This is a genomic window from Burkholderia sp. BCC1999, from assembly GCF_905339975.1.
GTDB lineage: Bacteria > Pseudomonadota > Gammaproteobacteria > Burkholderiales > Burkholderiaceae > Burkholderia.
This window is the reverse complement of record NZ_CAJPHP010000008.1, coordinates 280142-299491: the sequence shown is the minus strand read 5'-3', so window position 1 is coordinate 299491 and position 19350 is coordinate 280142. Positions and strand designations below refer to the sequence as shown.

The 19350-nt window shown below is 66.9% G+C and carries 19 protein-coding genes; 2 read left to right on the top strand and 17 right to left on the bottom strand.

All coding sequences use genetic code 11. The features are described 5' to 3' along the window. Positions 1-214: 214 nt before the first annotated feature. Complete coding sequence (locus U5809_RS14310) at positions 215-688, top strand: nuclear transport factor 2 family protein (RefSeq protein ID WP_322087007.1); 474 nt, start codon at positions 215-217, stop codon at positions 686-688. Positions 689-698: 10 nt separating this feature from the next. Here U5809_RS14310 and U5809_RS14305 read toward each other — a convergent pair whose 3' ends face one another. Next, entirely contained in the window at positions 699-1520 is an 822-nt protein-coding gene (locus tag U5809_RS14305) for a BPL-N domain-containing protein (RefSeq protein WP_322086983.1), read from the bottom strand. A 350-nt stretch (positions 1521-1870) separates the two neighbouring features. Here U5809_RS14305 and acnB point away from each other — a divergent pair, with 350 nt between their 5' ends. Then, a complete protein-coding gene (gene acnB / locus U5809_RS14300; RefSeq protein ID WP_322086982.1) occupies positions 1871-4456 on the top strand; it encodes a bifunctional aconitate hydratase 2/2-methylisocitrate dehydratase in 2586 nt (861 codons plus the stop codon). Between the two features lie 84 nt (positions 4457-4540). Here the strand turns inward: acnB and U5809_RS14295 are convergent, their stop codons facing one another. The 16 genes from U5809_RS14295 to U5809_RS14220 form a co-directional block, all read right to left on the bottom strand. After that, on the bottom strand, positions 4541-4954 hold the full coding sequence (locus tag U5809_RS14295) for a PPC domain-containing DNA-binding protein (protein ID WP_322086981.1): 414 nt from the start codon (positions 4952-4954) through the stop codon (positions 4541-4543). Positions 4955-5055: 101 nt separating this feature from the next. Further along, on the bottom strand, positions 5056-5607 hold the full coding sequence (locus U5809_RS14290) for a GNAT family N-acetyltransferase (protein WP_322086980.1): 552 nt from the start codon (positions 5605-5607) through the stop codon (positions 5056-5058). 126 nt (positions 5608-5733) lie between these two features. Beyond that, the gene (locus U5809_RS14285) at positions 5734-7134 is read right to left on the bottom strand and encodes an MFS transporter (protein WP_322086979.1); all 1401 of its coding nucleotides are present in this window, start codon (positions 7132-7134) and stop codon (positions 5734-5736) included. Positions 7135-7161: 27 nt separating this feature from the next. Next, positions 7162-8406, bottom strand: a complete 1245-nt coding sequence (locus tag U5809_RS14280) for an NAD(P)/FAD-dependent oxidoreductase (protein ID WP_322086978.1) — start codon at positions 8404-8406, stop codon at positions 7162-7164. Further along, positions 8403-9365 (bottom strand): VOC family protein, encoded by a 963-nt coding sequence (locus U5809_RS14275; protein WP_322086977.1) that lies wholly within the window; start codon positions 9363-9365, stop codon positions 8403-8405. The genes U5809_RS14280 and U5809_RS14275 overlap by 4 nt, the downstream gene beginning before the upstream one ends. Before the next feature lie 18 nt (positions 9366-9383). Then, positions 9384-10874, bottom strand: coding sequence for an aldehyde dehydrogenase (locus U5809_RS14270; protein WP_322086976.1), 1491 nt, complete (start codon positions 10872-10874; stop codon positions 9384-9386). 97 nt (positions 10875-10971) lie between these two features. Continuing rightward, positions 10972-11811 (bottom strand): aspartate dehydrogenase, encoded by an 840-nt coding sequence (locus U5809_RS14265; protein ID WP_175688266.1) that lies wholly within the window; start codon positions 11809-11811, stop codon positions 10972-10974. Further along, entirely contained in the window at positions 11804-13474 is a 1671-nt protein-coding gene (locus U5809_RS14260) for a thiamine pyrophosphate-binding protein (protein WP_322086975.1), read from the bottom strand. The genes U5809_RS14265 and U5809_RS14260 overlap by 8 nt, the downstream gene beginning before the upstream one ends. Further along, positions 13467-14264, bottom strand: a complete 798-nt coding sequence (locus U5809_RS14255; RefSeq protein ID WP_322086974.1) for an SDR family oxidoreductase — start codon at positions 14262-14264, stop codon at positions 13467-13469. Before U5809_RS14255 ends, U5809_RS14260 begins: the two co-directional genes overlap by 8 nt. Next, a complete protein-coding gene (locus tag U5809_RS14250) occupies positions 14261-15115 on the bottom strand; it encodes an IclR family transcriptional regulator (RefSeq protein ID WP_321896579.1) in 855 nt (284 codons plus the stop codon). The genes U5809_RS14255 and U5809_RS14250 overlap by 4 nt, the downstream gene beginning before the upstream one ends. A gap of 89 nt (positions 15116-15204) precedes the next feature. Continuing rightward, positions 15205-16089 (bottom strand): alpha/beta fold hydrolase, encoded by an 885-nt coding sequence (locus tag U5809_RS14245; protein ID WP_322086973.1) that lies wholly within the window; start codon positions 16087-16089, stop codon positions 15205-15207. An 18-nt stretch (positions 16090-16107) separates the two neighbouring features. Further along, complete coding sequence (locus tag U5809_RS14240) at positions 16108-16635, bottom strand: cupin domain-containing protein (RefSeq protein WP_322086972.1); 528 nt, start codon at positions 16633-16635, stop codon at positions 16108-16110. A 33-nt stretch (positions 16636-16668) separates the two neighbouring features. Further along, positions 16669-17439, bottom strand: coding sequence for an SDR family oxidoreductase (locus U5809_RS14235; protein WP_322086971.1), 771 nt, complete (start codon positions 17437-17439; stop codon positions 16669-16671). Then, positions 17432-18502: an aromatic ring-hydroxylating dioxygenase subunit alpha gene (locus U5809_RS14230; RefSeq protein ID WP_322086970.1), complete on the bottom strand. Its 1071-nt coding sequence runs from the start codon at positions 18500-18502 to the stop codon at positions 17432-17434. Before U5809_RS14230 ends, U5809_RS14235 begins: the two co-directional genes overlap by 8 nt. A gap of 60 nt (positions 18503-18562) precedes the next feature. After that, entirely contained in the window at positions 18563-18874 is a 312-nt protein-coding gene (locus tag U5809_RS14225; RefSeq protein ID WP_039321045.1) for a recombinase-like helix-turn-helix domain-containing protein, read from the bottom strand. Position 18875: 1 nt separating this feature from the next. Further along, positions 18876-19193 (bottom strand): non-heme iron oxygenase ferredoxin subunit, encoded by a 318-nt coding sequence (locus tag U5809_RS14220; protein WP_006758060.1) that lies wholly within the window; start codon positions 19191-19193, stop codon positions 18876-18878. Positions 19194-19350: the final 157 nt, after the last annotated feature.

The following is a 19350-nucleotide window of genomic DNA, read 5'->3' as shown; positions in this document are numbered from 1 at the left end:
GTGCCCCGGTCGTGGCTCGACCGGCCTCCAGCGCGCGATTGTCCACCCATTGACCGGCTGGGGGAATCGCCGGCAAGCATCGACGCACGCAGCCGCGCCCGCCCGCCAGCCAGCCACGGCGCACCGGATTTCCGCTACAGTGGCTTGCCCGGCCTTCGACCTCAGGCCGCCACGTCGAGACTCCGCTTCATCTACAACGACAGCCAATCAAAAGATGAGCCATCCGAACACTGAATTGATCCAGCGTTTCTACACGGCTTTCCAGCAGCGCGACATCGACGCGATGCTCGCCTGCTATGCCGACGACGTCGTCTTCAGCGATCCCGCGTTTGGCGAACTGCATGGCGACCTCGCACGCGACATGTGGCGCATGCTCGTCGCGCGGGCGCAGGAATTTTCGCTGACGTTCGGCGACGTCGCCGCGAACGAGCAGACCGGCGCCGCCGAGTGGATCGCACACTACCGGTTCACCGCGACCGGCCGGATGGTGGTCAACCGGATCGACGCGCGGTTCCGGTTTCGCGCTGGCCGCATCGTCGAGCATCGCGACAGTTTCGACCTGTGGCGCTGGGCGCGTCAGGCGCTCGGGCTGAAAGGCACGCTGCTCGGCTGGACCCCGTTCATGCAACGCGCAATCCGCGCTCAGGCGCGGAAAAATCTCGACGCTTATCGAGCGAAGCGGAAATAAGTACGCGCCGCTATGGCTTCATCGTCGCGTTGATCAGGTCGTGGGCCATGTCCGGCAACACGCCGTCCGGGTTCTTGAGGCCGTTCTCGCGATACCAGCTCTCATCGGCCTCGGGATGCGGACCGGCGAGCCCAACGCGTCCCTTGCCGTAGCGGTACGTCGCGGCTGCGATATCGCGGTTCGGGTACGTCGCCAGTACGACACCGCCGGAGCCGGCCGGCACGGCCGGGAGCATCGCGCCGTCCTGATAGTAGATCCAGCGTTTCTTCCCGCGCCATACGACCGGCGTGACCGTGTCGGCGATGCCGCGCAGCGTCGAGCCCGGCCTGCCGACTTCGGAGTCGATGTCGCCGTCGACCAGCCGGAAACCCTGATCGCCCGCCAGGTACGCGCCCATGCAGAGCCCGAGGTAACGCCCGCCGTTCGATACGTAATGCCGCACGGCCTTGATTGCATGTTTCCCGATGCTGGCTGCCGCGGCGGGCACGTCCTGCCCGCCGCCGGGCTGCACATATAACGCCGCACCGGCCAGCACTGCGGGTGTGATCTTGAGCTTTTCCGCCGGGCCGACGTAGATCACCCGGAAGTTGTAGTCCGAATCCCGCAGGCGGCTGGCGATCGCCTCGGGGCAGCCATCACATGCGGCGGGACCGCGATAGACCAGCGCGACGGGCCGGCTGGCCTCGCGGCGCGTTTCGTCGCCGGTCGTCGCCGCATGAACGGCCGACGACGCGACGAGCGACATCACCAGGAAAATCGAATCTCTGGATCGCATGTTCTTGATTACCGGCGTAAGAAGGATCGCAGCCGCCCGGGACCAATCGACGGCCACGCGCCAATTTCCGCCCCGCGTTTTTGAAACCCGATCGCAAGCTGCGTGACAGGAAGCGTAGACGCGCGAAAGCGCCGCGTGTGTACCGTTTCCTGCGAGGTTGTGCAGAAATGTGCGGCATCGGGAACCTGATCCAGCCCCGCAGACAACCCACCGGGCCACGCCAGACAAGGCCGCTTCCACCATGCAGCCACGATTCCCGCCCCTTCGCGCGCCAACTCTTATATAAGACATAAGACATTTGACGTTAAAGAGCATTGAGATTAGAATCCCGCTCAAAGCAGTGCCTGGAATAGCCCCGGAGTGCCGGCAAGGCCTTCCCCTCAAACGCAATATCAGCAGGTCTCCCCATGCTTGAAAACTTTCGTGCTCACGTGGCCGCCCGCGCCGCGCTCGGTATTCCTCCCCTGCCGCTGACGGCTCAGCAGACCGCCGAACTGGTCGAATTGCTGATCAACCCGCCGGCCGGCGAAGAGCAGACGCTCGTCGACCTGATCACCCATCGCGTACCTGCAGGCGTCGACGAAGCCGCCCGCGTGAAGGCCGGCTTCCTGGCAGCCGTGGCCAAGGGCGAGACCGCCTGCCCGCTGATCTCGCGCGCACGCGCCACCGAACTGCTCGGCACGATGCTGGGCGGCTACAACATCCAGCCGCTGATCGAGCTGCTGTCCGACGAGGCAGTCGCTGCCGTCGCCGCTGACGCACTGAAGAAAACCCTGCTGATGTTCGACCAGTTCCATGACGTGAAGGAACTCGCCGACAAGGGCAACGCGCACGCGCAGGCCGTGCTGCAGAGCTGGGCCGACGCCGAATGGTTCACGAGCCGCCCGGAAGTGCCGCAAAGCCTGACCATCACCGTGTTCAAGGTAACGGGCGAAACCAACACCGACGACCTGTCGCCGGCGCCGGACGCCACCACCCGCCCGGACATCCCGATGCACGCGCTGGCGATGCTGAAGAACGCGCGCCCGGGCATCACGCCGGAAGAAGACGGCAAGCGCGGCCCGGTCAAGTTCATCGAATCGCTGAAGGAAAAGGGTCACCTGGTCGCCTACGTGGGCGACGTGGTCGGCACCGGCTCCTCGCGCAAGTCGGCCACCAACTCGGTGCTGTGGTTCACCGGCGAAGACATCCCGTTCGTGCCGAACAAGCGCTTCGGCGGCGTGTGCCTCGGCAGCAAGATCGCCCCGATCTTCTACAACACGATGGAAGACGCCGGCGCGCTGCCGATCGAGCTCGACGTGTCGCAGATGGAAATGGGCGACGTGGTCGAACTGCGCCCGTACGAAGGCAAGGCGCTGAAGGACGGCAACGTGATCGCCGAATTCCAGGTCAAGTCCGACGTGCTGTTCGACGAAGTGCGCGCCGGCGGCCGCATTCCGCTGATCATCGGCCGTGGCCTGACCGCGAAGGCACGTGAAGCGCTCGGCCTCGCGCCGTCGACGCTGTTCCGCCTGCCGCACCAGCCGGCCGACAGCGGCAAGGGCTTCTCGCTCGCGCAGAAGATGGTCGGCCGCGCCTGCGGTTTGCCGGAAGGCCAGGGCGTGCGCCCGGGCACGTACTGCGAACCGAAGATGACCTCGGTTGGCTCGCAGGACACCACGGGCCCGATGACCCGCGACGAACTGAAGGATCTCGCCTGCCTCGGCTTCTCGGCCGACCTCGTGATGCAGTCGTTCTGCCACACCGCCGCTTATCCGAAGCCGGTCGACGTGAAAACGCACCAGACGCTGCCGAACTTCATCAGCACGCGCGGCGGTATCGCGCTGCGCCCGGGCGACGGCGTGATCCACTCGTGGCTGAACCGCATGCTGCTGCCCGACACCGTCGGCACCGGCGGCGATTCGCACACGCGCTTCCCGATCGGCATCAGCTTCCCGGCAGGTTCGGGCCTGGTCGCGTTCGCGGCCGCCACCGGCACGATGCCGCTGGACATGCCGGAATCGGTGCTGGTCCGCTTCAAGGGCAAGATGCAGCCGGGCGTCACGCTGCGTGACCTCGTCAACGCGATCCCGCTGTACGCGATCAAGCAAGGGATGCTGACGGTCGCCAAGCAAGGCAAGAAGAACATCTTCTCGGGCCGCATCCTCGAAATCGAAGGCCTGCCCGACCTGAAGGTCGAGCAAGCGTTCGAGCTGTCGGATGCGTCCGCCGAGCGTTCGGCCGCCGGTTGCTCGGTGCACCTGAACAAGGAACCGATCATCGAGTACCTGAACAGCAACATCACGCTGCTCAAGTGGATGATCGCGCAGGGCTACCAGGATCCGCGCAGCCTGCAGCGCCGTATCGCGGCGATGGAGCAGTGGCTGGCCGACCCGCAACTGCTGTCGCCGGATGCCGACGCCGAGTACGCGGCCGTCATCGAGATCGACCTCGCCGACATCCACGAGCCGATCGTTGCATGCCCGAACGACCCGGACGACGTGAAGACGCTGTCCGAAGTCGCCGGCGCCAAGATCGACGAAGTGTTCATCGGTTCGTGCATGACCAACATCGGTCACTTCCGTGCCGCGTCGAAGCTGCTGGAAGGCAAGCGCGACATCCCGGTCAAGCTGTGGGTCGCGCCGCCGACCAAGATGGACCAGAAGCAGTTGACGGAAGAAGGCCACTACGGCGTGTTCGGCACGGCCGGTGCGCGTACCGAAATGCCGGGCTGCTCGCTGTGCATGGGTAACCAGGCTCAGGTGCGCGAAGGCGCGACGGTCATGTCGACGTCGACCCGCAACTTCCCGAACCGTCTCGGCAAGAACACGAACGTGTATCTCGGCTCGGCGGAACTGGCAGCGATCTGCTCGCGTCTGGGCAAGATCCCGACCAAGGAAGAGTACATGGCCGACATGGGCGTGCTCACCGCGAACGGCGACAAGATCTACAAGTACATGAACTTCGACCAGATCGAAGACTTCAAGGAAGTGGCCGACACCGTGCAGATGTAAGCACGCAGTCGGGCTGCGGCGGGTGGTAACCGCCACAGCGCCGCGCAATGGCGCCGCAGGCTGAAAGGCCGCGGCGCCATTTTTTCATGCGTCGCCGGCACCCGGCACGCGGCGGATCACCAGCTCGTTGAAGCCGGTGCCCGCGTCGGGTTCGCGCGAGAAACGATGCGCGGGAAGCAGCGCCAGCAGGATTTCGGCCGTCGTACGCACCACGCAACCTCTCGCGACATGGCCGCCCCACACGCGGCCGTGCGCGTCGGAAACGGACATGTGCAGGTGTGCGCCGTCCGGCGACACCGAACCGGCCAGCGTCAGGATTTCGAGGTCGCCGCGCAGTTCGGCCGGCTGGTCGACGCCGGCGAAGCGCAGTTGCGCGACGCTCAGGCTGCCGATGCCCTGGATCACGAAGGCGGCATGCGATTCGTGCTGACGTAATGCCGCCTCGATGGCGCCGCGCAGATCGTCGCCGGGGGAAAGACGTAGAGGATGGGCTTGCATGGTCGAGCACCCGCTGGTGAGCCGTGATGTCGACAAAGCGTACGTTCGACTCGTGAATCCGGCAAGTCACCGGCCCTTGAGGTCATGCGCGCCCTTCCGCCTCACCCGCGCCGATCGCTCGCCAGCAACCCGTACAGCGCGCTGTCCGACACTGCGTCGCCGACGATCCAGCGTTCGCGCAGCAGCCCTTCCCGCTCGAAGCCGAGCCGTTCGAGCAGCCGTGCCGACGCGACGTTGCGCGGATCGATATCGGCTTCGAGCCGGTTCAGGCACAACGTATCGAACGCATGCTCGATCACGGCCGACGCCGCTTCGCGCATGTATCCACCATTCCAGAATTTGCGCCGCAGGCTGAATCCGATCTCGGCACGCCGGCATTGCTCGTTCGCATGGAACAGCACGCATTCACCCAGCACGTCGCCGGTTTCCCGCAGTTCGAGCACGCACACGAAATCCTGCCCGCTCGCCGACGTCCGCAGGTTGCGCTCGACGCGTTCGATTGCCTGTTCGACGTGCGTCATCGGCGAGAACGAAAAATAACGCATCGCTTCGGCGTCCGACCACAGATCGAACAGCGCATGCGCATCGGATTCGCGCGGCGGACGAAGGACGAGACGCGGCGTCTCGAGCGTGACGGTGTCGAACATCGGCATGGCAGTAGCGGCGGTCGGAAATAAATGACCGGACGATTAGACCATGCAAACCGCCGAAAGCGAAAAAAGGCCCGGACGAAATCCAGGCCTTTTTCGCTTCACCTCAACCGTTGCGGCCGGCCGCGCTTACGCCTCCAGCGCCTCCAGCACCTTCCCCTTCGTCTCGATCCCGACGAAGTGCACGGTCACTGCCGCGATCAGCGGCACGATGCCGATCAGGTAGAACGCCGGCGCGAGGTTTCCACCGATGATCGCGTGCGGCACGACCATCGGCGCGACGAACGACGCGATCTTCAGCCAGGCGCTGCCGAGCCCGCAGCCCGACGCGCGGATGCTCGTCGGATACTGCTCCGGCGTGTAGACGTACGCGGTGATGAACCCCGACGCCATCAACCCGAGCGACAGCGAACAGAAGATCGCGACGACGTACACCGACGACGCGTGATAGACGCCCGCGAACGCCAGCGAAAGCGCACACAGCACGAACGACCATACGATCACCGGCTTGCGGCCGAGCTTGTCGACCAGCAGCGCGGATGCCAGCGACCCGAGCACGCCCATCACCGAGCCGACCACCGCGAGGTCCAACGCGAGCTGCAGCGGCGCGTGATAGAAATCCTTGTAGATCGTCGGCAGCCAGGTCGAGAGCCCGTACTGGATGAACCCGCAGGTCGCCCACAACGCCGCCACCGCGAGCGTGCGCTTGCGATACGCGGCGCTGAACAGGTCGCTCATCTTGCGCTTCGGATGCTGGCGCACCATTTCGTCGAACGCCGCCACCTGCGTGACGGGCGGCAGTTCGCCGCGCACCGACGCTTCGAACACGCCGACCGCACGCCCGGCTTCCGGGAGCCGCCCGCGCGAGGCGAGCCAGCGCGGCGATTCCGGCACGAGACGCGTGAGCACGAGCGACAGGATCAGCGGCAGCCCGCCGACGAAGTACATGATTTCCCAGCCGAAGCGCGGCACGAGCCACGCACCGAGCGCCATCGACACGAGCAGGCCGATCGGGAACACGATCTCGTACAGCAGCACGAAACGGCCGCGACCATGCGCACGCGTGATCTCGTTGATGTACGTCGCGGCGACCGGCAGCTCGCCGCCAAGCCCGAGCCCTTGCAGGATCCGCAGCAGCACGAACACTGCGAAGGTCGGCGCGAAGCCGCACGCGATGCTCGTGATACCGATCACGGCCGAGCTCCACGCGATCGCCTTCACGCGGCCGTGCTTCTCCGCCAGCGCGGGAAACAGGAACGCGCCGATCAGCTGGCCGATCGCGCCGGACGCGATCAGCATGCCGATCTGCGTCGGCGACAGCCCCCATTTGTGGATCAGCAACGGCAGCGTCGCCGCGATCGTGATCACGTCGAAGCCGTCGAAGAACGTCGCGGTGCCGATCAGCACGCGCGCACGGATCTGCATCGAGTTGGCCGGAAGCCGCTCGAGCCGCGCGATGATCGCGCCGGGCGTGGAGGCGGCAGCTTCCATCGTGGCGCGACCGGCCACGACGTTGTCGAATGTGCTCATGCGGGGTGTCTCCTGGTCTTTCGCCGGTCAGGCAAGCGCTTTGGTCGTGTCTGCCAGGGCTTCCGTATCCACTGCCCGGCCCTGGTTCATCCACTTGCGCGCGAGCTTCAGCTCACGTGCGTTGTTCACGGCGATGACACCTCTCACATGCCCGTCGCCCACAAAAAACAGCGTCGCACGGCGCGCGGCGAGATCGCCGCGCACGACGAGCTGCGCATCGGCCGGCAGATCGCCGAGGATCTGCAGGTTCACGTCGTACTGATCGGACCAGAACCACGGAATCTCCGCGTACGGTGCGCGCACGCCGAGCACGGCCTTCCCCGCCGCGATCGCCTGGTTCTGCGCGTTGGCCCACGATTCGAGCCGCACGCGCCGCTTCAGCCAGCCGTTGTGATGGTTCGCGACGTCGCCGCACGCGAAGATCGCCGGGTCGCTGGTCGCGCCGAATTCGTCGACGACGATGCCGTCGTCGACCGCCAGCCCCGCATCGCTCGCGAGCGACGCGTTCAGCGCGAGGCCGATGCCGGCCACCGCGAAATCGGCGTCGATCGTCGTGCCGTCGGCGAGCGTCGCGCGTACTTTCGATGCGTCGTCAGGCTGCGCGTCGAGCGACGCGAGCGCCGCGCCCGTGCGCACGTCGACGCCATTCGAGCGATGCAGGTCGAGCAGGAAATCAGACACGATCTGCGGCACCGAGCGGCCGCACAGCCGCGGCGCGCCCTCGACCACGACCGCGTCGACGCCGAGCTTGCGCGCGGTCGCCGCGACTTCGAGGCCGATCCAGCCGCCGCCGATCACGAGCACACGCTGGCTCGCACGCAGCTTCTCGCCGAGCGCCGCCGCTTCGTCGAGCGTGCGCAGGTAATGCAGGTTCGGCGTGTTGACGATCGCATCGGGCAGGCGGCGCGACGTGCCGCCGGTCGCGATCACGAGCCGGTCGTATTCGATTTCGCGGCCGCTTTCGGTCTTCACCACGCGGCTTGCGCGGTCGATCGACGCCGCACGCTCCGGCTGCCATGCCTCGACGTTCAGCGCGTCGAATTCGTCCGGGCGCACGACGCGCACCGTTTCGATGTCGGCATCGCCGGCCAGCACGGCCTTCGACAGCGGCGGACGCTCGTACGGCAGATGCGGCTCGTCGGCGATCATCACGAGACGGCCCGTGAAGCCTTCCGCACGCAGCGTCTTCAGCACCCAGCCGGCCGCCTGACCGCCGCCGATCACGACGACGGTGCCGGGCGCGGCCTGCTCTTGCGAGTTCGCTTCGCTCACGATTTGCGCTCCGTCATGAACTTGCCTTCCGGCGCCTTCGCGTTCTTCTGCCGGCGCGTGTTGCCGTCGAGGCCGCCGTCGACGGCCCATTCGGCGAACACGGTCGGGCCCGGCTCGAATTCGCGCGGCTGCCACTCGGGCGTCAGCACGTCTTCGTCCGCGTAGTACTCGATCAGCGCGCCGGCCGGATTCTGGAAGTACCAGAAGTACGCGGACGACACCGGATGACGGCCCGGGCCGAGCTGCGTTTCCCAGCCGCAGCGGTCGATGTGCATGCCGCCGCCGAACACTTCGTGGATGTCGCGCACGGTGAACGCGACGTGGTTCAGGCCGCGCTTGCCATTGGGCAGCGCGAGCAGGAACAGGTCGTGGTGGCCGCCGTGCGGCGCGCAGCGCATGAACGCGCCACGGCCCGGGTAGCGATCCGACGTCTCGAAGCCGAGCAGCTCGTGATAGAACGTCTCCTGCGCGTCGAGGCAGTTCGTGAAGAACACCACGTGCCCGACCTCGACCGGCTCCGCGCGCGCATAGATCGGGCTCGGCTGGTCGACCCGCGCCGTCTGGCCCCACACGTTCGACGGCGAACCGGTGATGTCGAGTGCGCGCTTGCGCGTCACTTCGACGCGGATCGCCATCCCGTTCGGATCGATGCAGCCGACCGCATCGTCCTGTGCGTAATAGCCGGGCTGGCCGGCCAGCTTCGTGCGCAGCGCATCGACTTCCTGCTGCGTGGCGACGCCCCACGTGACTTCACGCAGCGTCGGACCCGCTTCGAACGCGGGCGGCAGCGACGGATCGTCGGCCTTGACGACCAGCACGGTGCAGCCGTTCATCGTTTCGAAACGGGCGCGCGTGTCGTCGTGCGCGACTTCCTTCAGGCCCCAGTCGGCGAAAAAGCGCCGGCACGTCGCGAGGTCGTCGACACCGTACGTGATCTGCTCGATACCCAAGATGCTCATTGCGTCATTCCCCTTCGCTCAGTTTGCCCACGGCAGCGGCGCGTCGTTCAAGCCCCAGTAGAGGCTCTTCTGCTGCATGTACTCGCGGATGCCGAGACGCCCTTTCTCGCGGCCCATCCCGCTCTCCTTCCAGCCGGAGAACGGCGTGGAGATCGAGAACAGCTTGTACGTGTTGATCCAGACGGTGCCCGTCTCGAGTGCGCGCGCGGTGCGCCATGCGCGCTTGTAGTCGCGCGTCCAGATGCCGGCGGCCAGGCCGAACACGCTGTCGTTCGCCTGCGCGATCAGCGACGCCTCGTCGTCGAACGGCATCGCGACCAGCACCGGCCCGAAGATTTCTTCCTGGCAGATGCGTGCGCTGTTCGGCAAGCCTTCGAGAATCGTCGGCTGATAGAAGAAGCCGTCCTCGCGCCCGTCGCCCGACGGCCGCTCGCCGCCGCACAGCAGGCGGCCGCCTTCTTCCAGCCCGAGCGCGACGTAGCGCTCCACCGATTCGCGATGCTTCGCGGTGATCAGCGGGCCCATCTGCGTGTCGGGGCGCGTCGGGTCGCCCACGCGCAGCTTGCGCGCGCCGGCCACCAGCCGCTGCATGAATGTGTCGTACACCGCGCGGTGCACGAACAGGCGCGAGCCGGCGATGCATGCCTCGCCCGACGAACTGAAGATCCCGTACAGCACGCCGTTCACCGCGTGGTCGAGATCCGCGTCGTCGAACACGATCGTCGGCGACTTGCCGCCGAGTTCCAGCGACACGGGCATCAGCTTTTCCGCCGCGATGCGCGCGATGCCGCGGCCCACTTCGGTGCCGCCCGTAAACGACACCTTCTTCACGAGCGGATGGCGCACCAGCACGTCGCCGATCACCGAGCCCTTGCCCGGCAGCACGCTCAGCACGCCCTTCGGCACGCCGGCTTCCTCGCAGATGCGGGCCAGCGCGAGCGACACGAGCGGCGTGACTTCGGCCGGCTTGAGCACCACCGCGTTGCCGCCGGCGAGCGCCGGCGCGAGCTTCTGCGCGTCGGATGCGATCGGCGAGTTCCACGGCGTGATCGCGGCGATCACGCCGATCGGCTCGTGCACGCTCATCGTCATGTAATCGCCGCGCGACGGCGTCAGTTCTTCGTCGAGCGTTTCGAGGCACGCCGCGAAATAACGGAACGTGTTGGCCGCGCTCGCGACCAGCACGCGCGTCTCGCTGATCGGCTTGCCGTTGTCGCGACGCTGCAGGTTCGCGAGCGCTTCGTGGCGCTGCATGATCAGGTCGGCGATCCGGTACAGCACCAGCGCGCGCTGGTGCGGCTTGAGCCCGGCCCAGTCGGCGCGACGCCACGCGGCGTCGGCGGCCACGACGGCGTCGGCCGCGTCTTCCGCGTTCGCCGTCGACACTTCCATGTTCAGCGACTGGTCGGCCGGATAGATGCTCGCGTAAGGCGCGCCACGGCCGCGCCGCCACTCGCCGCCGATCAGGATGTCGCCGTTGGGTACGAGGCTCGTATCGAAAGGAGTCATGTCACAAGTCCCACAAATCTGTCTGTGCGCTGCCGCCCGCGCCGTGGCGCAGGCGGGCGCTCGATGGCCCGGATGCCGGGTTGGCCTGCCGTCCCGCTCAGATCACGCAGCGGGCCGCGCGATTGCGCAGCGCGCGGATCGCGCTGTACGCGGTCAACGCGGACGTCTTCGGGTTGTCGGGCAACGGCTTGCCGCTCATTTCGAGCGACATCTCGCCGAACGCGCCGCGCGCGGTGATGCGATGCACGTTGCGCGCGACGGCCGGATCGGCGATCAGGCGCACGCGCGTCGCATCGAGGCCGAGGCCCGCGAGCGCGACGGTCGCCGCGACGTTCGCATTCTTCGGATACAGCCGGGCGGCATCGCGCGCGGTGCCTTCGAAAATCACCTTCTCTTCGGTCATCGCGCGCAGGTCGCACAGTTCCTCGGCCGGCGTGCCGAGCCAGCCGAGCGGCGGCTTGCGGCCGACGTACAGCACCTCGTCGAGGCCGCCCTGCTTCGCCGACGCCAGCGCGTCGATCCCGCCGATCGCGCCGGACAGCAGCGTGAGCGTCGCGTCGCCTTCGTCGGCGGCCTGCGACAGCACGTCGAGCAGCGCGAGATCGGACAGCGCGCCGATCGACGCCACCGCGCAGTCGGTGCCGGCCTTCAGCAGCGGCACGACGTGATCGACGAGCGCGCTGTGACCCGCGCATTCGAGCGCGAACTCGGGGCGGCGGGCCAGCGCGTCGACCGACGACACGACCTCCACCGCGCCGCCGAGCTCGCCCTGCACCGCGGCACGCTGGTGTTCGGGAACGATCACGTGCGCTACGCGCAGCAACGCATCGTGCTCGACCGCGTGATACACCGCGGCACCGATCGCGCCGAAGCCGATCATCGCGACGTCGACGGGCGCGTGCCCGTGTCCGTGGCCAGGGTGGCGTCCGTTAAGCATATTGCCGCTCCGACGGCGTTTCTTCCTTCTTGACCGGCGGGCCCGCGAAATTCGACGCGAACGAGCCGACCGACAGCATGTCGACTTCGACCATCACCGGGCCTTCCTTCGCCATCCCGTCGCGCACGATCGCTTCGGCCTGCTCGAGCGACGTGATCCGGTAGTGCGTGAGGCCGAAGCTCGCGCAGAACTGCGCGAAGTCGGGCTGGTGCAATTGCACGAAGCAGCGGCGGCCGCCGTAGTGCGCGTCCTGGATGTTGCGGATCACGCCGTAGCACTGGTCGTTCATCAGCACGATCATCACGTTCGCGTTTTCCTGCACGGCCGTCACGAGTTCGCCGACGTTGACCATCAGGCCGCCGTCGCCGACGAGGCAGACGGTCTTCGCCGCCGCGCCCGCCAGCGCCGCGCCGATGCCCATCTGGATGCCCTGGCCGATGCCGCCGCCGAGCGCATGCACGCCCGCGCGCGGTTCGAAGATCTGCAGCAGGCGGTTGCCCCACGTGCTGTTCGAGATCGTCACGTCGCGCACCCAGTTGTAGTCGCGGCCCACCGCGCCCTGCAGCGTGTCGACGAGCGTCTTGTACGGGCCGAGGCCCTCCGCCACGCTGGCGACGGCCTGCTCGCGCGCAGCGGCGAGATCGGCGGCGAATTCCGGATCGACGGACAGGCGGCCTTCGAGGCGGTCGGCCAGCTCGGCCAGCACGCGCTTCGAATCGCCGTGCACGAACAGTTCGTTGCGATAGCCGCGGTTGTCGGCGAGCGCATCGGCGTCGACGCGGAACAGCGGCTGCGGCAGCGCGAGCTTGTACTTCAGCGTCTCGTTGCCGCGCAGGCGCGAGCCGACCACGACGAGTGCGTCGCAGGTCTTGTAGAACGCTTCGACGGACGAATGCACGTTGAACGCGCCGAGCGTCGCCGGGTGATCTTCCGGCAGCACGCCGCGGCCCTGCACGCTCGTCACGACGCCGAAGCCGAGCTTCACCAGGCGTTCGACTTCCGCACGCGCATGACGCGCGCCGCCGCCGAGCCACAGCAGCGGACGGCGCTTGGCCGCCAGCGCGTCGGCGAGCTTCGCGACGCGTGCATCGTCGTGCTCGCGCACCGCGACGTGCGCCGGCGCGAGGTCTTCCGGCCATTCGATTTCGGCGGCCTGGATGTCGATCGGAATCTCGACCGACACGGGGCCCGTCGGCGCGGTCTGCGCGATGCGCACCGCTTCGCGGATCGTCGGCAGCACGGTCTCGACCGTGCGCACGCGGAACGCGGCCTTCGAGATCGCGTCGAGCATCGTGAGCTGGTCCGGCGCTTCGTGGATGTACGCCAGATCCTGGTCGAGGTACGGCGTCTCGATCTGCCCCGTGATGTGCAGCAGTGCCGTGCCGGCCGTCAGTGCCTCGACCATCGCGCCGGCCGCGTTGCCCGCCGCCGTGCCGGTGCTCGTGAACGCGACACCGAGGCCGCCCGACACGCGGGCCAGCCCGTCGGCCATGTTCACCGCGCCCGCTTCGCCGCGCGCGCCGACATACCGGATGTTGCCGCGCGAGTTGATCGCGTCGAGGATCGGCATGTTGTGGATCGAGATGACACCGAATGCGGTTTTGACGTCGCACTGCTCGAGAAAGGCGGCAATCAGCTCGCCAACCGTGGTTTTTTCAGACATGGCGTGCAAAGCCTCCAGAAACGTCGATATGGCTGCCCGTCGTGTAGGACGACAGATGCGTTGCGAGATAAAAAAGTGCCCAGGCTGCCTCGTCGGGCTTGCCGAAACGGTTCAGCGGAATGTTCTTCTTGCGGGCGAGCGTGCCCGTCCAGTCCTCCCAGCTTTCGCCGGCCGGCGCCTGCGCTTCGTAGCGGCGGCGCCACTGCCCCGACTCGACGATGCCGATCAGGATCGAGTTCACGCGGATGCGCTGCGGCGCGAGTTCGGTCGCGAGCGACTTCACGAGGCTCAGCACGCCCGCGCGCGCCGACGACGTCGCGACCATGTGCGGCTCCGGCTGCAGCGCGAGCAGCGAATTCACGCAGGTGATCGTCGGCGCCTGCGCGTCGCGCAGCAGCGGCAGGAACGCGCGAGTCGGGCGGATGATGCTGAAGTACTTCAGTTCGAGCTCTTCGCGCCATGCGTCGTCGGTCGTGTCGGCGAAGGTCGACACGCGGCCCTGGCCCGCGTTGTTGACGAGCATGTCGGCGCGGCCGAAGCGGTCGGACACGGCCTGCGCGAACGCGGTCACGTCGGCTTCGTCGAGCACGTTGCAGCGCACCGCGAGCAGCGGCGCGCCCGGATATTTCTCGCCGAGCATCGCCTCGGCACGTGCGAGGCGTTCGCCGTCGCGGCCGCAAATCGCGACCGATGCGCCCGCCTGCAGGAACCGTTCGGCAGTCGCGAGGCCGATGCCGGACGAACCGCCCGTCACCACCGCCACCTGCCCGGTCAGATCGATCTGAATCATCGCAGTCCTAAAGCTTTGAGAAACGTGTGCTCGTCATCCGAGCGGTAATTGAGCCGCCGCGACAGTTCCGCCGCCGCGCGCTGCACCTTGTCGATCAGGCCGTCGGCGATCAGCGCCGCGTCGATCTCCGGCCGCGGCACCGTCACCGTGATGCACGCGACGATCCTCTGCGTGTCGTTGCGCACCGGCGCCGTGACCACCGAGATGCCCTGTTCAAACGCCGAGTTCCCGACCGCAAAGCCGCGCCTTGCGTGCCCGCGAACCACATCAAACAAGCTATGGACAGAATCCGGAGTCGTCTTTGTTAGACGTTCTAGCTTCCCTTCTGGGTACAACGCACTCATTTCCTTCAGAGACAGATCCCCCATCAGTACATGACCATGCGTTGATGCATGCGCGGGAAGCCGCGTACCAACATTTACCCAAATAGAACCAAAACCCGGGCGGTGGCTCTGCGCCTTCGCGACGAACACCACGTCGCGGCCGTCGCGGATCACGATGTGCGTCGTGAAGCCGGTCGCATCGCGCAGGCTCTCGATCACCGGCAATCCAAGATCCGTCAACTCGAGCGAGCTCAGATATTCGAAGCCGAGTCGCAATACGGCTATTCCCAATCTGAAATTTCGTTCCTTATCGACCCGCTCCAAAAAGTCAAGCGACTCGAGCGTCTGTAGTAGTCGATAAACTGTCGTGCGCGGAATGCCAAGCCGTTTCGACAGCTCCGGCGCGCCCAGCACCGGTTCCCGCGGCGAGAATTCGGCGAGGATCCGCAATCCGCGTTCGAGGCCAGGCACCAAATAGCTTGCTTCACCTTTCTCGCCATCGGTCTCATCTATCAACGGCTCGGTCATACAGTCTCCCGTCATCTGACCCATGGCAGCTGTCACCTTGGTCGACGACATCCGCCGAACCCGGACACCCGAGTCTTTCATATCGCGCCCTATTCCCGGTCACACTGGCGGCAGAACGTGTCGATCAGCGACGAATAAACCGCCGGCGCTTCCACGTAACCCGCATGACCGGCCTGCGGAATCACCTGCAGCCCGACGTGCGCGGCAGCGGCGATCCGCTCGCAGGCAGCCGGTGGCGTGATCGCGTCGTTCGCACCGACGGCCACGGCCGTGCGGCCGCGGAAGCCCGCAAGATCGGACGCGAGATCGGCGTTCGCGAGCAGATGCGTGGCCTGCGTGTAGCCGGCCGGCACGATGCGCGCCATGTTCCAGCGCACCCACGCACGTGCCTCCTCGTTCGCGAAACCGGACAGCATGTTGCCGCTGCGCTGCTCGGCGAGCCCGGCCGGGCCGAGTTCGTCGAGCATCGCGAGGCGTGCGTCGCGGCGCGATTCGCGCGTTTCGGCCGGTGCGCTGCCGTAGCCGCCCGCGGGCGACACCAGCAGCAGGCCGGCGATCCGCGCGGGCATCACGCGGGCGAGGCCGCCCGCGACGATCGCGCCGAGCGAATGGCCGACCAGCACGCAGCGTTCGATGCCGAGTGCCTCGAGCCACGCGTTCAGCGATGCCGCGTAATCGGCGGCCGCCGGCGACGCGCCGTGCACGGGCGTCGACACGCCGTAGCCCGGCGCATCCCACGCGAGCACGCGGCGCGACGCGCCGAGCGAGTCGAGCTGGCACACCCACGATGCGGCGCCCGAGCCGATCCCGTGCAGCAGCACGACGGGCAGCGCGTGGCCCGCATGCTGCGCGCCGGCCTCGCGATAACCGATCGTGCCCGCCGCGCCTGCTGCGCAACGCTGTTCGGGAAACTGCCCGAGCAGCGCGGCGAACGCCGCGGTGCGATCGCGTTCACGTTTGTCGATGACACGCATTGCTTGCTCCGCCCCGTCTCAGCGCTTGATCTTCGCGAGCGGCGAATCCGGCGGATACGTCGGCGTGACGGGCTTCGGCGAACCGAGCATCACGCACATCAGCGCGTCTTCCTCGCCGATGTTGATTTCCGTGCGGTACACGCCCGGCGGCACCGAGATCAGGTCGCGCTCGCCGAGGATCGCTTCCCAGGTCTCGCCGTCGCGCTCGCAGATCACCTTCATCTTGCCGCGCAGCACGAAGAAGATTTCCTCGACGTCCATGTGGATGTGGCTCGGGCCGATGTTGCCGGCCGGAATGACCATCGTCGAAAACGTGAAGCCGCCGGCCGGCACCGTATTGACGTCCTTCGCGACGCCCGTGCCGCCCGTGCCGACATAGCGCATCTGCGCACGGCGGTACTTCGGGTCGTAGTCGGCCTGGAACTTCAGTGCGTCCCAGTCGTAGCGCCGCGTCGCGTAGCGCGCGACACGCCCTTCCATCCAGTCGCCGAAGCTTGCATCTTCCGGCTGGTCCCACGACTTGCGTTCGAGATCGGCGTCCGCCATCGTCCTCTCCTTCATCAGAGTGAAAACTTCAATTCAATTCATTACGAAGCCGCCGTTTACCGGCAGCAGTTGACCCGTCACGAAGCGCGCGCCGTCCGACAGCAGGAACAGCACGGGACCCGTCACGTCATCGGGCACCTGCGTGCGCGTCAGCGCGCGGCCCTGCATGTAGAACGCGTGCCGCTCAGCCGGTACGTAGGCCGTCGCCTCGACTTCGGTCAGCCCCGGCGCGATCGCGTTGACCGTCACGCCGTGCGCACCGAACTCGCGCGCCTGCGCATGCGTCATCGCGATCACCGCGCCCTTGCTGGCGACGTACGCGAGCAGCTTCGGCGCGCCCCACAACGCGGTGTCCGACGCGAGGTTCACGATCGCGCCGCGACCCGACCGTGCGAGGTGCGGCAGCGCCGCATTGCTGACGAGCCACACGCCGCGCACGTTCACGTTCATCACGGCATCCCACGTCGACACGTCGAGTTCCGTCGACAGCTTGCCGCCCGAGTTCGTGATCGCCGCGTTGTTGATCAGCGCATCGAGGCCGCCGAGCACCGCCGCGCCCTGCGCGACGAAGGCATCGATGCTCGCCAGGTCGGCCAGGTCGAGCGTGAAGAAATGCGCGGTGTGGCCGGCTTGCGTGAGCTGCGCGGCCAGCGCGCGGCCCTCTTCGGCGAGCACGTCGCCGAACGCGACCTGCGCGCCCGCTTCGACGAGCGCCTTCACGAATGCGGCGCCGAGACCGCGCGCGCCGCCCGTGACGAGCACGCGGCGCCCCGGCAGCGCCACGACCGGTGCGAACTCAGCCATTCGCGGGCTCCGCCGCGGCGTGCGCCGCACGATGCGCGTCGAGCGCGGACAGATGCTCCTGCGCGCGCTGGCGCAGCATCCGGCGCACGCGCGTGATGCCGACGTCGTGCTGGTACAGATATTCGTGATCGCGCGCGTGCGGCGCGAGGCTTTCGAGGACGTAGCGGTCCTGCTCGAGCACATCCCAGTGCAGGCCCTCGAGGCGGTTGCGGTACATGAAGCGCCACACGTCGCGCTGCCAGCCGCTGACCTTGCGGGTACGCCAGAAGTAGACCTGGCAGTTGTCGCCGTCGACCGGCGTCGCGAAGCCGATGATCCCGAAGTTGCCGCCCGGGCCGAACTTCTGCTTGTACGGAATCGCGAGGCGCATCCACAGGCAGCCGGTTTCGCCGAGCTCGACCCAGTCGAAGTTCACGTCACGCTGGCCGATCTTCTCGAACATCAGGCCCGTTTCCGTCTTGCGCACGCGCATGTCGGCCTGCTTGTCGCCTTCGGCCATCGAGTGCGACGTCGCGTGCAGGTACGCGCCGTGCATCGGGTCCATCACGTTGTCGATCGCGTACTGGTAATTGCACTTCCAGTTCGACACGCACAGGAAGTGGCCGTATTCGTCGGCGACCAGTTCTTCCGGCAGGTTCAGCGGTGCCGGCTCGCCGTGCGCTTCGTCGCCGAACCACAGGAAGATCGCGCCGGCCTTCTCCTCGACCGGATACGACTTCACGCACTTCGTGCCTTCGAGCGGACAGTTCGCGACCGCCGGCACGCGATTGACCGTGCCGCCGCCGTCGACCTCGATGCCGTGATACCAGCAGGCGATGTTGCCGCCGAGGTTCCAGCCGAGCGACAGGCGCGCGCCGCGGTGCGGGCAGCGATCTTCCAGCGCGTGGACCTTGCCCTCGTGATCGCGCCACAGCACGATCTGCTCGGACAGGCGCGTGAGGCCGACCGGCGCGTTCGACACCTGCCAGCTCGGGGCGACGGGATACCAGTAGTTCTTGATGCCGCGGTCGAGGTAGTCGCGGACCGGGTCGTGTTGTATTTCGTGTTGTGCGGGGGACGTCATCAGTGTGCTCCGGATGCGGTTGTCGGGTCGGCGCTCAGGCGTGCGGCGCGGTCGGTGCGCTCATTCCGCCAGCGAGGCCATTTCGGCGCGGAAGCGCTCGGCCGTCCACGCCGTGCCGTCCGGCGCGCGGAAGCCGATGCGGTTCAGGCCCGCGACGACATCGTCCAGCTCGGTCGCGCCGCTCTCGAACACGCGTTCGAGCGCATCGCCCAGATCGTTCTCGTACTGCGTCGGCTCGGCCTTGCGGTTTTGCCAGATGCGGTTCTCGACCTGGCCCGGGATCTCGATCTGCCCCTTGCCGGCGACGTTGTTCGGCTGCGGCGCCACCCACGGCTTCAGGAAGGGATTGAAGTTGACGGTCGCTTCTTTCATGTCATTCCACCTTGATCTGGATTTCCTCGCCGGCCAGGCGCACCGCGTACTGCTTCAGCGCGCGCCCGCCCGGGCCCTTCAGGCATTCGCCCGTCTTGATGTCGAACACGGCCTCGTGCAGCGGGCATTCGACCGTGCCTTCGTCGACGAACCCCTGCGTCAGCAGCGCATACGCATGCGGGCACACGTTCTCGAGCGCATACACCTCGTCGCCGACGCGGTAGATCCCGATTTCGACGCCGTCGGTCCGCTTGAACTCGATCGGCGTGTCTTCCGACAGCGCGCCGGCGTGCCCGGCACAAACCCATTGTTCAGACATCTCACACCCTTCCTTCTGATCGACTCACGGTTCGCTCCGATTTTTCCTATACTCGAAACATCAATTCACGGATATTGATTGCAAATACCAAAATACACATAAGAACGACATTTCCAACTAGTTACCCATCAAAGCAAATTTAACTCAACATCGACGA

What these genes read in the sequence shown, in the direction of transcription:
- U5809_RS14310 (WP_322087007.1), top strand. Translation starts at nt 215, where the DNA reads ATGAGCCATCCGAACACTGAATTGATCCAGCGTTTCTACACGGCTTTC.
- acnB (WP_322086982.1), top strand. Translation starts at nt 1,871, where the DNA reads ATGCTTGAAAACTTTCGTGCTCACGTGGCCGCCCGCGCCGCGCTCGGT.
- U5809_RS14295 (WP_322086981.1), bottom strand. Translation starts at nt 4,954, where the DNA reads ATGCAAGCCCATCCTCTACGTCTTTCCCCCGGCGACGATCTGCGCGGC.
- U5809_RS14290 (WP_322086980.1), bottom strand. Translation starts at nt 5,607, where the DNA reads ATGCCGATGTTCGACACCGTCACGCTCGAGACGCCGCGTCTCGTCCTT.
- U5809_RS14285 (WP_322086979.1), bottom strand. Translation starts at nt 7,134, where the DNA reads ATGAGCACATTCGACAACGTCGTGGCCGGTCGCGCCACGATGGAAGCT.
- U5809_RS14275 (WP_322086977.1), bottom strand. Translation starts at nt 9,365, where the DNA reads ATGAGCATCTTGGGTATCGAGCAGATCACGTACGGTGTCGACGACCTC.
- U5809_RS14270 (WP_322086976.1), bottom strand. Translation starts at nt 10,874, where the DNA reads ATGACTCCTTTCGATACGAGCCTCGTACCCAACGGCGACATCCTGATC.
- U5809_RS14265 (WP_175688266.1), bottom strand. Translation starts at nt 11,811, where the DNA reads ATGCTTAACGGACGCCACCCTGGCCACGGACACGGGCACGCGCCCGTC.
- U5809_RS14260 (WP_322086975.1), bottom strand. Translation starts at nt 13,474, where the DNA reads ATGTCTGAAAAAACCACGGTTGGCGAGCTGATTGCCGCCTTTCTCGAG.
- U5809_RS14255 (WP_322086974.1), bottom strand. Translation starts at nt 14,264, where the DNA reads ATGATTCAGATCGATCTGACCGGGCAGGTGGCGGTGGTGACGGGCGGT.
- U5809_RS14250 (WP_321896579.1), bottom strand. Translation starts at nt 15,115, where the DNA reads ATGACCGAGCCGTTGATAGATGAGACCGATGGCGAGAAAGGTGAAGCA.
- U5809_RS14245 (WP_322086973.1), bottom strand. Translation starts at nt 16,089, where the DNA reads ATGCGTGTCATCGACAAACGTGAACGCGATCGCACCGCGGCGTTCGCC.
- U5809_RS14240 (WP_322086972.1), bottom strand. Translation starts at nt 16,635, where the DNA reads ATGGCGGACGCCGATCTCGAACGCAAGTCGTGGGACCAGCCGGAAGAT.
- U5809_RS14235 (WP_322086971.1), bottom strand. Translation starts at nt 17,439, where the DNA reads ATGGCTGAGTTCGCACCGGTCGTGGCGCTGCCGGGGCGCCGCGTGCTC.
- U5809_RS14230 (WP_322086970.1), bottom strand. Translation starts at nt 18,502, where the DNA reads ATGACGTCCCCCGCACAACACGAAATACAACACGACCCGGTCCGCGAC.
- U5809_RS14225 (WP_039321045.1), bottom strand. Translation starts at nt 18,874, where the DNA reads ATGAAAGAAGCGACCGTCAACTTCAATCCCTTCCTGAAGCCGTGGGTG.
- U5809_RS14220 (WP_006758060.1), bottom strand. Translation starts at nt 19,193, where the DNA reads ATGTCTGAACAATGGGTTTGTGCCGGGCACGCCGGCGCGCTGTCGGAA.